The sequence below is a fragment of the Monashia sp. HAY1-5C genome (genome assembly GCF_056755255.1).
This window is the reverse complement of record NZ_JBPGXG010000010.1, coordinates 1-14,377: the sequence shown is the minus strand read 5'-3', so window position 1 is coordinate 14,377 and position 14,377 is coordinate 1. Positions and strand designations below refer to the sequence as shown.

Genomic DNA, 14,377 nt, shown 5'->3' with positions numbered 1-14,377 from the left:
AGTAGGCATAGGGCCGCCCACACTTCCGGCCTATCAACCGTGAGATCACCGAACCTGGCGACGACGGGTCGGTCGAGCTTCACCCGTGACCGGGCATCCGACAGCACCCAAAGGCTGGCGGCTCCGACGGCCAGGACCACGAGCAAGGCACTCAGCACGGAGGGATTCACGCGTTCAGTATCGCGGCAACGCGCGCACATGCGGCGAGCCGAGCGATCGTCCCGATGTCATTGAGATCCCGTACGGCCGTCGGCCCTTCGCATGATGGCGGCGAGAATCTGTTCCTTCGGAAGCCCGCGCTGCTGCCGCGCCAGGTCCGCGGCGAAACGCAAAGCATCAGCTCGGGTGCCTTTTCGTACATCTGCCGAGATGACCGTTCTGCGGAGTTGTCGGGCCGCAGCTACTCGGTGATAACCGTCAGCCAGCAGCAGGCAGCCTTCTATGTCGTAGACGACGACAGGCGCCGAGTCGGCCAGGTGATCCGCGTAGAACGCGACGCGTTCTAGATCGAGGTGAGCATCACTCTGTCGAATCGGCTCTTGAGCCAGGTCCGCGATCGCGACCTCGACGAACGTCATGTATCCATTCTGGTCCCAGCGGGGGGGGCGAGCGGGTCGCTCGGCCCGCTCCCGAGCACAACTCAGCTGCTGGCACGAACAATTCGATCTCGTTGAGACGCTGGAGCCTCGACCTCCGCGAGTGGAACCTGGGCACCGGGAGCCCTCGGTCAGAATGATCGTGACCAAACACCCGCGACGAATGCCCGTCACAACGCGCGACACCTACAGCCATATCTGGCCCGACTCTGGCGACCGGACGCGGGACGCCGTGGACCTCGTCTTCGGAAATCTTGCAGACTATCTGCGGACTGCCGAGGGGCCCTCCGGGCATAACCGCAGGTCAGAGGCCTGAAAGTGGATGAGTCGGCCGATACGCCGGGTTCTGTCCCGCGACGCCGTTGCCGGCATCCGCGGTGGCGGCCATCCATCTCGACCGGCCATTGCTGACCGGTTCCAGCGTCCTACCCGCACACTCGACCGGGCCGGTCTTCCCGACGCCCGAGGGCGTCGATCGTGCGCTGTCTGGACTTGCTCCGGGTGGGGTTTACCGAGCCGCCCCAGTCGCCTGGGGCGCTGGTGGTCTCTTACACCACCGTTTCACCCTTGCCGGGGGCCGAGGCCTCCGGCGGTCTGTTCTCTGTGGCACTGTCCCGCGGGTCACCCCGGGTGGCTGTTGGCCACCACCCTGCCCTTCGGAGCCCGGACGTTCCTCGGCAGGGCCGAGGCCCTGACGCGACCGCCTGGCCGACTCATCCGCGGACCAGCATAGGCGGCCGGCCCCCACCGGCGCCGCCCCGCCCCTCAGGCGACGCGTCGAAACCCGACCAGGGCCACGTCGTCGTGGCGGTCGGGGTCGGTGACCGCTTCGACGAGGTCGTCGAGGACGGCGTCGAGGTCGGCGTCCGGGCCGGCGTCGCGAAAGCACCGCTCGGCCAGGTCGCGCAGCCGACCCAGCCCGACGTCGATGGCCTCACCGCGGCGCTCGACGAGCCCGTCCGTGTAGAGCAGGAGCACGTCACCGATGCCGAAGGGCAGGTTGACGACCGGGCGCGGCACCGTCCCGAGGCCGTGCACCGGCGAGCCGTGCTCCTCGATGTAGCGGCCCTCTCCGCGCCGGATGAGCAACGGCGGCGGGTGACCGGCGACGGTCATCGACAGCATGTCGGTGGCCGGGTCGAAGAGCACGTACACGGCCGAGGCCATCGGCGTCGGCGCCTCGACGGCCATGAGCCGGTCGACGGCGCGGGCGAGCGCGTCGGGCTCGGGGTGCTGGGTCGCCAGCACCCGCACGGCCGAGCGCATCCGCGAGCCACCGAGCGCCGCATCGACGCCGCGGCCCATGACGTCGCCGACGACGGCCACGAGCCGCTGGTCCTCGAGTGCCGCGACGTCGTAGTAGTCGCCACCGACCTCGGTCCGTCCGGCCTGCCGGTAGACCGCCCCGAAGCCCCAGCCGGCGACCTCCGGCATCTGGTGCGGCAGTAGTGTCGCCTGCAGCACGGCGGCCACGCGACGCGTCTGGGAGTAGAGGTCGGCGTTGTCGATGGCCTGCGCGGCTCGGCGGGCGAGGTCCTCCGCGAACGAGACGTCCTCGGCCGTGTACCTGCGACCCGACTCCGCCGCGACGAAGCTCAGCACGCCGAGCACCCGCTCCTTGGCGAGCAACGGCACGGACATCGCGCTCTGCAGCCCGAGCTCGCGCGCGATCCGCAGGTGCTCCTCGTCGCGCGCCGACGCGACGAGCATCTCGTCGGTGACGGCCTCGACGAGCAGGCTCGTGCCGGACCGGACGACCTCGGCGACACCCCCGGGGCGGTTGAGGTCCGGCGGCCAGCGCGTCTCCAGCTCCTTGGCGAGCGCGACCTTCTCGGGGTCGACGTGCGCGACGGCGAGCGTGCGCAGGACACCGTCGTCCAGCAGCTGGACCGAGCACCAGTCGGCGTGGGTGGGCACGGCGAGCGAGGCGACCTGTCGCAGGGTCTCGCGGTAGTCGAGGCTGCCGGCGAGCGCCTGCGAGGCGTCGGCGAGGAACTCGAGCTGGGCGGCGCGGGCCGCGCTCTGCTGCTCGGCACGCAGCCGCCGGATCGTCTGGGCGCACATCTCCGCGAGGACGCCGAGGACCGACAGCTCCTCCGGCTCCAGAGGCCCGACCCGGCCCTCGAACCGGAACCCGACCGCACCGATCGCCTCGCCGGTCGCGGGCGACAGGAGGGGAAGCGTGACGCTGGAGCGCTCGGTGCCGTCGTCGTCGAGGTCGGGGTAGCGCGCGACCATGTCGGCGCGGCTCTCGGTGACGATCGTGCGCCCCAGCCGCACGGCCTCGGTCATCGGCGTCCGGGCGTCGAGGTCGAAGACGGCCCACTGCCGGACCAGGCTCGCGCTCATCCCGTGGGTGCCCACGGTCCGCAGCAGGTCCGGCCCGTCGCGCAGCGCGAGCACGGCGCGCGTCGCCCCGATGACCTCCGAGGCGCGCTCCGTGACGATCTCGGTGAGGTCGTCCATCGTCGTGGCCGCCCCGAGACGGGCCACCGTGCGCGCGAGGGCCGCGAGCCGCGCGGCAATGGCGGGGTGCCTGTTCGGGCCCGGCTCCCTCGCGGTCATGGGCACATCCTGTCAGTCGGTGGGCGTCGTCGTCCCCGAGATGGGCCACGGAGTGCCACCATGGAACGATGACCACGCCGACCGTGGACGGCGACGCCGAGCTGGCCTGCCTCGACTTCGGCCCGGACGACCTGCGCCGGGTTCGGGAGGTGGTCCGCACGGTCACGGTGGGGCGGGTGCCCGACCGCGTCGGCGACGCCGAGATCGCCGTGCACGAGGTCGCCGTCAACAGCATCGTCCACGGCGGCGGCCACGGCCGGCTTCGCATCGACGCGACCGGCGAGGGCCTGGTCTTCACGGTCGAGGACGGCGACGGCACGGGCTCGACGCCGAGCGTCCGACACGCCGACCACCTCGCGGTGAGCGGCCGGGGCCTGTGGATCGCCGAGTCCCTGACCGACCGGCTCGACATCGAGGCGACGCCGGCGCGCACCACGGTGCGCCTGCACGTCAACCTGCCGCGACCGCCCCGCCCTCGGTAGACGGTTCGGGCTCGAGCGGGGCGCTGACCTCGTCGACCTCGTCGACCTCTTCGACCTCGATGACCTGGTCGAGGTTGGTCAGCCGCACGAGGCGCAGTGACACCCCGGAGCAGACGAGCCGCAGCGTGGCTCCAGCCGCCCTGGCCCGGTGGTGGAGGCCGATGACGGCGCCGAGCCCCGACGAGTCGAGGAACGTCACGTCGCGTAGGTCGACGACGACCGTGGCCCCCGGCACCAGCTCGAGCGAGTCGAACGCGAGCCGGGCGTCGGGCACCGTGTACGTGTCGACCTCACCGGCCAGCCGGACACGGATGCTGCTCTCCTCGACGGAGACCGCGACGTCCACCTGGCTCCTCTCCCCAACGTCCCACTGTTGCTCCACCGTAGGACGGGGCGGGGGCTGCCGTCACCGGTTGCGCCGCCCCTTTTGTGTGCAGTGCGGGCCCCGTGGCCACCCGCACGAGCCGTCGACCCGACCTGTGACCCGGGTCACAAACCCGTCCGGACGTCAACGACGACGGCTCGTCGCTCGTCCTCCCTGCGAGGGACGACGTTCGGCGCCGCCCCGGCTCGTCAACGGGGACGGGTGACGACCATACGGAAACCTGCACCCTCAGGACGATGACGCAGACCTCTCCCCCATCAGCCCCCACCCGACCGATCCCGGAGCGGGCCCGGCCCCTGCTCGCGGACCGACCAGTCGAGGTACCGCTGGCGAGCGGGACCCAGGACCCGTCCCCTCGTCCACGCCTGCTGGACCTGTCGCTGACCCAGCTCGTCGGCGGCTCGCTGGCCGCAGCGACCGCCGCCGCGCTCGGTTCACGCCTGGGCCTGCTGGGCACGATCGCCGGCGCCGCGATCGGTTCGGTCGTCACCGCGGTGGCTGCGAACCTCTACACCAACTCGATGGCGCGTGCCCGCGAGGCAGTCGTCCTCGCCCGCGCCTACGGCCGCGGCACCCTCGGCCGCGCGTACGGCCGCGGCCCCCTGGCCCGACGCAGCTCGCTCTGGCTGCGCCTGCCCGACCGGACCGGCACCCGACGCCTGCTCACGACGGCTGGGGCCCTCTTCGCCGTCGCCGCCGTCGTCCTCACCGGCGTCCAGCTGACGACCGGGGCCCAGGTCACCGGGACCACGATCGGCCGAGGTGGGGCGGCCCACCTCGTGGAGGGTCCCTCCCGGGGCGGCTCGGCCGCCTCCAGCGGTTCCGGCATCCCGAGCACCGGCACCACCCACCCCAGCACCACACCGACGACTCCTGCGACAACCGCCCCGACCCCGACGGGCGGCCCGACGGGGACGCCGATGCCGGGTTCCACGTCCGGCGCCCCGGGCCCGACAACCGCGCCGGACGCCTCGACCGGCGGTCCCTCGGGCACGCCGCCCACGACCGAAGCCCCGGCAGCCACGACGCCACCCTCGACCGGCACGGGCACCCAGCCCGCGCCGAACGGAACGGCGCCCGCGAACGCGGCGGCACTCACCGGCTGACCGCGGCGGAGCGGGACAGGGCCCGTCCTCGAGGGACGACGCCGGCGCCGACGCGTCACACGACGGCGAGGCCGACCGTTCCCGTCGACACGTCGGCCGCGTCGACGCGGACGCGCACCGAGTCCCCCGGACGCGCCGCCCCGGTGGCCTTGGCGACGACCGCGAGGTCGCTGAGCTGGACGACGACAGCCTGCCCGTTCGCGGCGAGGACCACCGCGCCGAGCTCCTCACCGAGGTGCCCGGCCAGCTCGGCCGCCTCGACGGCATCGGTGCAGGCCCGCTCGACCTGGTTGGCCCGACGGTCCGAGGCCGCCATGACCTCCGGCAGCGTGGCGAGCGCGTCGCGAGCCCAGGCGGGCACCTCGGTGCCGGCCGAGAGCGCCTCGCACACGACGAGACCGAAGCGGTCGACGAGCCGGCGCAGCGGCGCCGTGACGTGGGCGTACGGGGCGGCGACGGCGGCGTGGCCCGCCTGTGCCGGCACGGTGCCGTCGAACGGCGTGTAGCCGGCGCCGCGGAACAGCGTCGTCGCCTCGTGGACGAGGGCGAGGTGCCGCGGGTCGGTGCCGTCGAGGGTGCGCAGGAACTCGCCGTACGACAGTCCCTCGGGCCACGCGACGCCGGCCGCCTCGGCCTGCCGCCGGAAGCGCTCGAGGTCACGCTCGTCGGGCGGCGGCATGGTTCGCAGGATGCCGACCTTGCCGCGCAGCATGAGCTCGGCGGCACCCATGCCGGTCAGCAGCGACACCTGGGCGTTCCAGTCCTCGGAGGGCAGCAGCGGCCGGAAGGACACGGTGAACCCGCCGGAGCCGTCCTCCCGGACCTCCTGCTCCGGCATCGGCAGCGACGCGCCGCCCCGGTTGCGCTCCAAGGCGATCCGCTTCTCGCCCACCTCCTTGAGCAGCATCAGGACCTCGTCGGCGGAGCCGTCGTCGACGGCGTCCTGCACCTCGGCGTAGTGGTGGCGACGCACGCTGCGCACCATCGCCCGGAAGACCTGGACCGCGGTGCTCTCTGCGTCGGCGTCGAGCCGGATGTCCCAGACGAACGCGGGGCGGACCTGGTCCGGCAGCAGGCTCGCCGCGCCCTCGCTCAGCTCCTTGGGGTGCAGCAGCACGCGCTCGTCGGGGCAGTACACCGTCTGTCCGCGTCGGCGAGCCTCCGCGTCGACCGCTCCCCCGGCGCGGACGAAGGCCGGCACGTCGGCGATCGCGTAGCGCACGCGGTAGCCATCGCCGGAGCGCTCGAGGTGCAGGGCCTGGTCGAGGTCCATCGACCCCGGCGGGTCGATGGTGACGAACGGGACGGCGGTCTCGTCGCGCTCGGGCAGCGCCGCGTTCCCGGCGGCGGCTGCGGCCTCGGCGACGACGTCGGCCGGGAACCTGTCGGGCAGCTGTGCCTCCCGGCGGATCTCCTCGAAGCGGGTGGTCAGGGCCTGCGCCACGTCACCCGGCGTCGGCGCCGGGCGGAAGACGATGTGTCTCGAGGGCATGGCGCCACCCTATGCACGCGGCCCGACGCGCGGTGCCGGCTCGCTCGTTCGGCGTCGCCGCACGAGGGACTTTCGTCGGTTCCCGACTCGCCGGCCCGCGCCGTGGGAGGGTGCGCCGCGTTCTCGCGCCAGTGCCTAGGCTGACCCCCGTGCTCATCCTCCTGCCCCCGTCCGAGGGCAAGACCCCCGCCCGGCGAGGGCGACCGCTCGACCTCGGCTCCCTGTCCTTCCCCGAGCTGACGCCGCTGCGCGAGGACGCGGTGCGCGCCGTGGCCGCCGTCAGCGCCGAGCCGGGCGCCCCCGAGGTCCTCGGCGTCAGCCCGAACCTCGTCGAGGAGGTCGAGCGCAACACCCGGCTGCTCACCGGGCCGGCCCGGGTCGCCGCCGACGTGTACTCGGGGGTCCTGTACAAGGCGCTCGACCTGCCGACCCTCGACGCCGCGGCCCGACGGCGCGCCAACCGCAGCATCGTGGTCATCTCCGCGCTGTTCGGCGCGGTCCGCCTCACCGACCGCATCCCCGCCTACCGCGTCCACGTCTGCGCGGACGTGCCGGGCGTCGGCGCGCTCGACCGGGTGTGGCGCCCGCACCTGGCGCCCGTGCTCGAGCGGGCTGCGGGTGAACGCGGTCTCGTCGTCGACTGCCGCTCCACGACCTATGCCGCCATGTGGCGTCCGCCGGCCCACGTCGCCCGCCGCACCGTCCACGTCACCGTGCCCGGCGCGTCCCACATGGCCAAGCACACCCGCGGCCTCGTCGCGCGCGAGCTGGTCGGCCGGGAGGCGCCGCGCACCCCCGAGGCCCTCGCCGACGCCCTGTCCGAGCGCTTCACCGTGACCCTCACCGGGCCCGAGCGCCCGGGAAAGGCCTGGCAGCTGGCCGCCACGGCGAGGGACTGAGGCCGTGCTCGACCTGGCGCAGCTCGTCGACCGGGTGGCCCCCATCCTCGTCTTCCTCGTGGCCATCACCCTCGTCGCCGAGATCTGCGACCTCGCCGGCCTCTTCGACGAGGCCGCCCACTGGGCCGCGCGTCTGGCGCGGGGCCGGGTCGAGGTGCTCTGGCTGCTCGTCGTGGTCCTCGCGGTCTGCTCGACCGTCGTGCTCAGTCTCGACACGACGGCGGTGCTGCTGACCCCGGTGGCCGTGACCGTCGCCCGGCAGGTCGGGGCGCCGCCGCTGCCCTTCGCCATGACGACGCTCTGGCTGGCCAACACGGCCTCGCTGCTGCTGCCGGTCTCCAACCTGACCAACCTGCTGTCGTTGCACCCGTTCGCGCACCTCGGCATCTCGACCTGGGGCTACCTGCGCCTGCTCGCCGCCCCGTCGGTCGCGGCCGTCGTGGCCACCGTGGCGGTGCTGTGGCTGCTGCACCGGCGCGAGCTGCGGCTGCGCTACGAGGCCCCGCCCCGGGCCCAGCCCCACGACCACCTGCTCATGGTCATGACGGCCTGGACGTGCGGCGTGCTCGCGGTCGCGTTCGTCGCCGGCGTCCAGCCCGCGCTCGCCTCGGTGCCCGCTGCGCTCTTCCTCCTCGCCGCCACGTACTGGCGCGCCCCGGAGCTGCTGCGCCGCATCCGGATGCCGTGGCTGACCGTCCTGGGCATCTGCGTCCTGTTCGTCGTCGTCGACGCGGCTCTCCGCGCAGGTCTCGAGGGCTGGCTGCGCACGCTCGTCGGGGCCGGCACCGGCGTCACCGACCTGCTCCGGGTGAGCGGCCTGGGCGCGCTGGCCGGGAACGGCATCAACAACCTTCCCGCCTACCTCGCCCTCGAGCCCACGGTCGCCGACTCCCCGGCCCGGCTCGCGGCGCTGCTCGTCGGGGTCAACACCGGCCCGATCGTCACCCTGTGGGGCTCGGTGGCCACCCTGCTGTGGGCCCAGCGGTGCCGCTCGGCGGGGCTGGCCGTCGACGCAGGGCGGGTGGCCCGCACCGGCCTGCTGTGCGCGGTGGTCGTCGTCGCGGTCACGACACTGACGCTCGCCGTCACTGCCTGAGCGGCGCCGCCCAGCTCCCGCCAGCCGGGGCCCGGCAGGCTCCCGTCGGCCGGACGCGGAACCGCAGCCGGCACGCGGGGGTTCAGCCCAGGGCGCGACGCAGGTCGTCGACGAGGTCGCGGACGTCCTCGAGGCCGACCGAGACCCGCAGGACACCGTCGGTGATCCCCACGGCGGCCCGCGCCTCCGGGGCGAGGCGCCGGTGCGTCGTCGTCGCCGGATGCGTCACGAGGGACTTGGAGTCGCCGAGGTTGTTCGAGATGTCGATGACCTCGAGCGCGTTCATGAGCGCGAAGGCCTCGTCCTTGCCGCCGTCGATCTCGAAGGTGACGACGGTGCCCGCCGCGAGCATCTGTCGCTTGGCGAGCTCGTGCTGCGGGTGCGACTCGAGGAAGGGGTGCACGACGCGCGTCACCCGCGGGTGGGACTCGAGGAACCGGGCCACCTCGAGGGCGCTGTCGGCCATCCGCTCGACCCGCAGCGACATCGTCTCCAGGCCCTTGACGAGGACCCAGGCGTTGAACGGCGACATGGACGGTCCGGTGTGCCGCATGAGGTTCTGCACCGGGCCGTCGATGAACTCCTTCGGCCCGAGCACCGCGCCGCCGAGCACGCGGCCCTGGCCGTCGATGTGCTTGGTCGCCGAGTACACGACGATGTCCGCGCCGTGCTCGAGCGGCTTGCTGAAGACCGGCGTGCCGAAGACGTTGTCGACGACGACCTGCGCACCGGCCGCGTGGGCCAGCTCGCTGACGGCGGCGATGTCGACGAGCTCCTGCATGGGGTTGCTCGGCGTCTCGAAGAAGACCGCCGTCGTCGGCTCGGACAGCGCCTCCCGCCACTGGTCGAGGTCGGGGCCGTCGACGAAGACCGCCTCGACACCCCACCGTGGGAGGATCTCGTCGAGGATGACGAAGCACGAGCCGAACAGCGCCCGCGAGGACACGACGCGGTCGCCCCGGCCGAGCAGGGCCGCGAGCGCGACGAACACCGCCGACATCCCCGACCCGGTGGCGAAGCACGCCTCGGCGCCCTCGATCTGTCGCAGCCGCTCCTCGAACATCGCCACGGTCGGGTTGCCGTAGCGGGAGTAGACGAAGCGGTCGACGTCACCCTTGAACGCCGCCTCGGCGTCCTCGGCGGTGTCGTACACGAAGCCGGAGGTCAGGAACAGGCCCTCCGAGGTCTCCTCGAACCCGCTGCGGGACAGGCCCCCTCGCACCGCAAGGGTGTCCGGGCGCCAGTCCTGGCGCACCTCTCCCGCGGTGATCTCGCTCATCCCTGCACCCACGGCAGGCCCGCGACCTTCCACCCCGAGACAGCGCGGTGGCGCTGGTCGTCGTGCGGCCCCTCGAAGCCCTCGAGGACGTTGTAGGAGCTGCTCCATCCGGCCGCGGTCGCCGCCTCGGCCGCAGCGACGGAGCGGACACCGGAGCGGCACAGGAAGTACACCGGGCGGTCCTTGGCGACCCCCGCCGCCTCGAGCTCGCTCGTGAAGGCGTCGTTGACCCGGCCGTCGGGAAAGCGCTGCCACTCCACGCGGAGCACCTCCTTGTCGAGCTCGCCGAGGTCGGGCAGCCCGACGTAGGTCCACTCGGCCCGGGTCCGCACGTCGACGAGCACGGCCCCCGGCTCGTCACGCAGTGCGGCCCAGGCCTGCTCGGGCGTCACGTCACCGGCATAGCTCATGCGCCGACTATCGCACGCGGTCCGTCAGGCGAGATGGTCGGTCCGATTGGTGAAAGCCACCGACGCCGAGCCGTCCTCCCACACCTCGACCGCCGAGAGGCTGCCGGGCGCGGTCGCCAGGGCCCAGAACCGCTCCGTCGGTGTGGCGAGGACCTCCGCGAGCACCGAGAGGACACCGCGGCGCGAGGTGACGGCGACGACGGTGCCGCCCTCGGCCGCCAGCCCGCGGTAGGCCTCACGGACCCGGGCGTCGGCGCCCTCGCCCGGCGCGGTGCCGTCCCAGGCGGCGGTCGCTGCGACCGACGCGTCGAGGGTGGTCGCCACCGCCTCGGCGAGGCGGCGCGCGGTCGGCTCGGCCGAGCCGACGACACGCGCGTCGGCCCCGACGAGCCGCTGCACCGCCCGGAGGACCCGCGGCTCCGCGCCCTCGTCGTGCGGCACCTGGACGAGCAGCAGCCGCAGCGGACGCGTCGCCGCGCCGACCACAGCCCCGGGAGCCGCGGACGAGGCCACCGCCTCGGCCGCGTGGACGGCGTGCTCGAGGACCTCCGGTCCGTGGGCGTCCTCGGCGCCGTCGCCGCCCGTCGCGCGGACGCGCCGGACGCTCCTGCCGTCCATCGCCTCGTTGCTCAGCGCGTCGGCGGCCTTGTTCCTTTCACGCGGCACCCACTCGAACTCGACCGACCCACCGGCGTCGACGATGCGCCTCACGACGTCGCGGGCCTCGAGGGCGAGCCGGCGCATGTCCTCGTGCTTGATCTTCCAGCGACCCGACATCTGCTCGACGACGAGCTTGGAGTCCATGCGCGCGACGACCCGCGGCCCGCTGGCCAGGTCGGCGGCAGCCGTCAGCCCGGCCACGAGACCGGAGTACTCGGCGACGTTGTTGCTCTGCCTGCCCAGCGGCTCGGCCAGCTCGACGAGGACCGCGCCGGTCTCGGCATCGCGGACGAGGGCGCCGTAGCCGGCGACACCGGGGTTGCCCCGCGACCCGCCGTCGGCCTCGACGACGAGGCGGCGCCCGGAGCTCGCGCTCACCGGCGGCTCACCGATCGGCTCACAGGCCCGACTCGGCGGTGCGCACCATGATGCGTCGGCACTCCTCGCAGCGGAGGACCTCATCCTGCGGGGTGCTGCGGATGCGGTCGAGGTCGACCCGGTTGAGCTCGAGCCGGCAGCCACCGCACCGCCGGTGCGAGATCGCGGCGGCCGCCAGGCCACCGCTCGAGGCGCGGATCTTCTCGTAGAGGCTGACGAGGTCGTCGCCCACACCGGCCACGACGTCGGCGCGCCCACCTCCCACCTTCGACGCCTCCGCGTCGAGCTCGGCCAGCGACGCGTCACGCTCCGCCTCGAGCCGTGCCAGCCCCTCGGCCACCTCGGCGTGCCGCCGCTCGAGCTCGGTGACGCGGGCCGCGAGGGACTCGGCGCGCTCCATGACCTCTATCTCGACGTCCTCGAGCTCGGCCTGGCGGCGCGCCAGGGAGGTGAGCTCGTGCTGGAGGGCCTGCAGGTCCTTGGCCGAACCCTGGCCGGCGTCGAGCCGCGACTGGTTGCGGGCCGCCCGGTCGCGCACGAGCTGGACGTCCTGCTCGGACTTGGTCAGCTCGCGCTGGACGTCGTCGGCCGCGGTACGCGCGTTGACGACCTCGGTCTGGAGGGCACCGACCTCCCGCCGTGCCGCGTCGACGGCGGCCAGCTGCGGGAGGTTGGCCTTGGCGTGCGCGATCTGGTCCAGGCGCGTGTCGATCGCCTGCAGGTCGAGCAGGCGCCACTGGCGGGACGGGTCGGCTTTCAGGACGCACCTCCGGGATCGGTCCGGTCGCGGGCGGGGCCCGCGTCCGGGTGGGCTCGGTTGGCACCGACGACGAAGGTCCACGGCTCGGTGCGCAGAGTCGAGAGTCTGCCCACGACCCTAGTCGGTTCGGCACCGGGGGTCGGGTCCTCCCCCAACGCCCGGAGGACCCGCTCGCGGGCGCTCGCCAGCCACAGCGACTCGGTGGCCCAGTGGCCGGCGTCGACGAGGTACGGGGCGCCGTCGCGAGCCTCCTCGCGGGCCTCGAGCACCGGGTGATGACGCAGGTCGGCCGTGACGTACACGTCGGCGCCGGAGGCGCGGACGGCGTCGAACTGGTCGTCCCCGGAGCCGCCCATGACGGCGACCCGGTGCACGACGGCGTCGGGGTCGCCGCTGACGCGCACGCCCCCGGCGGTCGGGGGCAGGACGTCGGCGAGGGACTCGGCGAACGCCCGCAGCGACCGCGCGACGGGCAGCTCGCCGACGCGTCCGGCATCGCGCCCGCCGACCTGGGTCAGGGGCCGCTGGCTCGTCAGCCCGAGGGCGTCGGCGAGCACGGTCGACACCCCCGGGTCGGCGACGTCGGCGTTCGTGTGGGCCACGTAGAGGGCCACGCCACCGGCGAGCAGCGCGGTGACCGAGGCACCCTTGGCCGTCGTCGTCGCCACCGAGTGGACCCCGCGCAGCAGCAGGGGGTGGTGGGTGACGAGGAGGTCGGTCTCGCACGCGACGGCCTCGTCGATGACGGCGAGCGTCGGGTCGAGCGCGAACATCATCGTGCGCACCGGCTGGTCGAGGTCGCCCGTGACGAGGCCGACCCGGTCCCAGTCGGCGGCGGTGTCCGGCGGGTAGAGCGACTCGAGGATCGCGACGACGTCGCGCAGCGTCACGTCAAGCATGTGGGCCCGGCCGGGATCGAACCGACGACACCCGCGGTGTAAACGCGGTGCTCTACCAGCTGAGCTACAGGCCCCCGCCCGACGCGGACGGTGTCCTGCCGGGCGGCCGTCAGCCTAGCGGGCCGAGGCGCCCGACGTGTCCGACGCACGGGACGTGTCCGACGCCCGGGACGCGTCCGTCGCGCGGGACGTGTCCGTCGCGCGGAGCGCCGCGACCGCCCTGCGGTACTCCCGGAAGTCGCGGCCCTGGCCGATGCCGCGCACCTCGGACCACACGACGCGGCCGGAGCGGTCGAGCAGGAACGTCCCCCGCAGGGCGAACCCGTCCTCCTCGCTGAAGACCCCGTAGCGGCGCGCGACCTCCCCGTGCGGCCAGAAGTCGGACAGGAGCGGGAAGAAGTGGCCCTCGGCGTCGGCCCACGTGCGCAGCGTGTACATCGAGTCGCAGGAGACGGCGAACACCTGGATGTCGTCGGTCTGGAAGTCCTCGAGGCCGTCGCGGATCTCGCGCAGCTCGCCCCGGCAGATGCCCGAGAACGCCGCCGGGTAGAACACGACGGCGGCGTTCTTGACGCCTCGCACCGAGGACAGGCTGATGTCGACCCCGTACTGGTCGACGAGCGTGAAGTCGGGGGCGAGGTCGCCGGGGGCCACGGGGGCGGACGCGTGGAGCGATGGCGCGTTCGTCATGCCACCGAGTGTCCCACCTCGTCGTCCCGCCTCGTCGGGGACGCCCACGCAGCACCCTCGCGACAGCCCCTCGCCACCGTCGGAGGCGTGGGCGTCCGGTCGAGCGGGGGCTGCACGCCACAGCCGCCGACACCGACGTTCAGCGGCGCGGGCCCTTCGGCGGCATGAGCCGTGAGGCGGTCCAGTTCGTCGCGACGTTGACCTGCCCTCCCGTGACGAGGCCCGCCGTCGACGCCGCCTCCTCGACGACGCTGGCGTCCGCGTGCCCGGGCCGCCCCGCCTTGGGCGTCAGGAGCACGACGAACCCCTTGTCGAAGAGCTTGGTGAGGGCATCGACCATGAGGTCGACGAGATCCTCGTCGCCGTCGCGGTACCAGACGATGACGCCGTCGGCGCCGTCGTTGAAGTCCTCGTCCTCGAGCTCGGTGCCGATGACGTCCTCGATCTCGAACCGCAGGTCGTCGTCGACGTCGTCGTCATAGCCGAACTCCTGGATGATCTGCCCTTTGGCAAATCCGAGCTTGCTGAGGGACGCCGCTCCCGCGGTCGCGCTCACTGTCACCGGTCCTCTCGGTCATTGGGCCCGTCCAGGTGGCGCGGGCCGGTCGTGCACATGGCGTGCGGGTCGAGCAAAGGTCGAGCAGAGGTCGAGCAGAGGTCGAGCAGGGTGGGGCGGCAGG

At 73.5% G+C, this 14,377-nt stretch carries 15 protein-coding genes, 1 tRNA gene and 1 other RNA gene; 4 read left to right on the top strand and 13 right to left on the bottom strand.

The features are described from left to right. Positions 1–227: 227 nt before the first annotated feature. The 3 genes from ACR9ZK_RS02800 to ACR9ZK_RS02790 form a co-directional block, all read right to left on the bottom strand. On the bottom strand, positions 228–578 hold the full coding sequence (locus ACR9ZK_RS02800; RefSeq protein ID WP_481339974.1) for a hypothetical protein: 351 nt from the start codon (positions 576–578) through the stop codon (positions 228–230). A 337-nt stretch (positions 579–915) separates the two neighbouring features. Further along, positions 916–1,312: RNase P RNA component class A (gene rnpB, locus ACR9ZK_RS02795), an RNA gene on the bottom strand. 49 nt (positions 1,313–1,361) lie between these two features. Beyond that, entirely contained in the window at positions 1,362–3,161 is a 1,800-nt protein-coding gene (locus ACR9ZK_RS02790) for a GAF domain-containing SpoIIE family protein phosphatase (protein ID WP_481339971.1), read from the bottom strand. Between the two features lie 68 nt (positions 3,162–3,229). Here ACR9ZK_RS02790 and ACR9ZK_RS02785 point away from each other — a divergent pair, with 68 nt between their 5' ends. Further along, complete coding sequence (locus tag ACR9ZK_RS02785; protein ID WP_481339968.1) at positions 3,230–3,643, top strand: ATP-binding protein; 414 nt, start codon at positions 3,230–3,232, stop codon at positions 3,641–3,643. Here the strand turns inward: ACR9ZK_RS02785 and ACR9ZK_RS02780 are convergent. Beyond that, the gene (locus tag ACR9ZK_RS02780) at positions 3,612–3,989 is read right to left on the bottom strand and encodes an STAS domain-containing protein (protein WP_481339965.1); all 378 of its coding nucleotides are present in this window, start codon (positions 3,987–3,989) and stop codon (positions 3,612–3,614) included. The two genes, ACR9ZK_RS02785 and ACR9ZK_RS02780, sit on opposite strands and share 32 nt — an antisense overlap. Before the next feature lie 275 nt (positions 3,990–4,264). On the opposite strand from ACR9ZK_RS02780, the gene ACR9ZK_RS02775 reads away from it, so the two are divergent. Then, entirely contained in the window at positions 4,265–5,134 is an 870-nt protein-coding gene (locus ACR9ZK_RS02775; protein ID WP_481339963.1) for a hypothetical protein, read from the top strand. A 55-nt stretch (positions 5,135–5,189) separates the two neighbouring features. Here the strand turns inward: ACR9ZK_RS02775 and ACR9ZK_RS02770 are convergent, their stop codons facing one another. Further along, a complete protein-coding gene (locus tag ACR9ZK_RS02770; protein WP_481339960.1) occupies positions 5,190–6,626 on the bottom strand; it encodes an RNB domain-containing ribonuclease in 1,437 nt (478 codons plus the stop codon). Positions 6,627–6,775: 149 nt separating this feature from the next. Here ACR9ZK_RS02770 and ACR9ZK_RS02765 point away from each other — a divergent pair, with 149 nt between their 5' ends. Both ACR9ZK_RS02765 and ACR9ZK_RS02760 read left to right on the top strand, forming a co-directional pair. After that, positions 6,776–7,525, top strand: coding sequence for a YaaA family protein (locus ACR9ZK_RS02765; protein WP_481339958.1), 750 nt, complete (start codon positions 6,776–6,778; stop codon positions 7,523–7,525). Positions 7,526–7,529: 4 nt separating this feature from the next. After that, a complete protein-coding gene (locus ACR9ZK_RS02760; protein WP_481339955.1) occupies positions 7,530–8,621 on the top strand; it encodes an ArsB/NhaD family transporter in 1,092 nt (363 codons plus the stop codon). Between the two features lie 82 nt (positions 8,622–8,703). Here the strand turns inward: ACR9ZK_RS02760 and ACR9ZK_RS02755 are convergent, their stop codons facing one another. The 8 genes from ACR9ZK_RS02755 to ACR9ZK_RS02720 all read right to left on the bottom strand — a co-directional run bounded on the left by ACR9ZK_RS02755 (position 8,704) and on the right by ACR9ZK_RS02720 (position 14,253). Beyond that, a complete protein-coding gene (locus tag ACR9ZK_RS02755) occupies positions 8,704–9,900 on the bottom strand; it encodes an O-succinylhomoserine sulfhydrylase (RefSeq protein WP_481339953.1) in 1,197 nt (398 codons plus the stop codon). Then, entirely contained in the window at positions 9,897–10,310 is a 414-nt protein-coding gene (locus tag ACR9ZK_RS02750; RefSeq protein WP_481339951.1) for a rhodanese-like domain-containing protein, read from the bottom strand. Before ACR9ZK_RS02750 ends, ACR9ZK_RS02755 begins: the two co-directional genes overlap by 4 nt. 24 nt (positions 10,311–10,334) lie before the next feature. Further along, a complete protein-coding gene (locus tag ACR9ZK_RS02745; protein WP_481339949.1) occupies positions 10,335–11,348 on the bottom strand; it encodes a reverse transcriptase-like protein in 1,014 nt (337 codons plus the stop codon). 19 nt (positions 11,349–11,367) lie between these two features. After that, positions 11,368–12,189, bottom strand: a complete 822-nt coding sequence (locus ACR9ZK_RS02740) for a zinc ribbon domain-containing protein (RefSeq protein WP_481339947.1) — start codon at positions 12,187–12,189, stop codon at positions 11,368–11,370. Continuing rightward, positions 12,105–13,007: a Nif3-like dinuclear metal center hexameric protein gene (locus ACR9ZK_RS02735; protein ID WP_481339945.1), complete on the bottom strand. Its 903-nt coding sequence runs from the start codon at positions 13,005–13,007 to the stop codon at positions 12,105–12,107. The genes ACR9ZK_RS02740 and ACR9ZK_RS02735 overlap by 85 nt, the downstream gene beginning before the upstream one ends. A 1-nt stretch (position 13,008) precedes the next feature. Further along, positions 13,009–13,081 (bottom strand) — tRNA-Val (locus tag ACR9ZK_RS02730). A 40-nt stretch (positions 13,082–13,121) separates the two neighbouring features. Then, entirely contained in the window at positions 13,122–13,697 is a 576-nt protein-coding gene (locus ACR9ZK_RS02725) for a peroxiredoxin (RefSeq protein ID WP_481339943.1), read from the bottom strand. A 139-nt stretch (positions 13,698–13,836) separates the two neighbouring features. After that, on the bottom strand, positions 13,837–14,253 hold the full coding sequence (locus ACR9ZK_RS02720; RefSeq protein ID WP_481339941.1) for a DUF3052 domain-containing protein: 417 nt from the start codon (positions 14,251–14,253) through the stop codon (positions 13,837–13,839). Positions 14,254–14,377: the final 124 nt, after the last annotated feature.

What these genes read in the sequence shown, in the direction of transcription:
- ACR9ZK_RS02800 (WP_481339974.1), bottom strand. Translation starts at nt 578, where the DNA reads ATGACGTTCGTCGAGGTCGCGATCGCGGACCTGGCTCAAGAGCCGATT.
- ACR9ZK_RS02790 (WP_481339971.1), bottom strand. Translation starts at nt 3,161, where the DNA reads ATGACCGCGAGGGAGCCGGGCCCGAACAGGCACCCCGCCATTGCCGCG.
- ACR9ZK_RS02785 (WP_481339968.1), top strand. Translation starts at nt 3,230, where the DNA reads ATGACCACGCCGACCGTGGACGGCGACGCCGAGCTGGCCTGCCTCGAC.
- ACR9ZK_RS02775 (WP_481339963.1), top strand. Translation starts at nt 4,265, where the DNA reads ATGACGCAGACCTCTCCCCCATCAGCCCCCACCCGACCGATCCCGGAG.
- ACR9ZK_RS02770 (WP_481339960.1), bottom strand. Translation starts at nt 6,626, where the DNA reads ATGCCCTCGAGACACATCGTCTTCCGCCCGGCGCCGACGCCGGGTGAC.
- ACR9ZK_RS02755 (WP_481339953.1), bottom strand. Translation starts at nt 9,900, where the DNA reads ATGAGCGAGATCACCGCGGGAGAGGTGCGCCAGGACTGGCGCCCGGAC.
- ACR9ZK_RS02750 (WP_481339951.1), bottom strand. Translation starts at nt 10,310, where the DNA reads ATGAGCTATGCCGGTGACGTGACGCCCGAGCAGGCCTGGGCCGCACTG.
- ACR9ZK_RS02735 (WP_481339945.1), bottom strand. Translation starts at nt 13,007, where the DNA reads ATGCTTGACGTGACGCTGCGCGACGTCGTCGCGATCCTCGAGTCGCTC.
- ACR9ZK_RS02725 (WP_481339943.1), bottom strand. Translation starts at nt 13,697, where the DNA reads ATGACGAACGCGCCATCGCTCCACGCGTCCGCCCCCGTGGCCCCCGGC.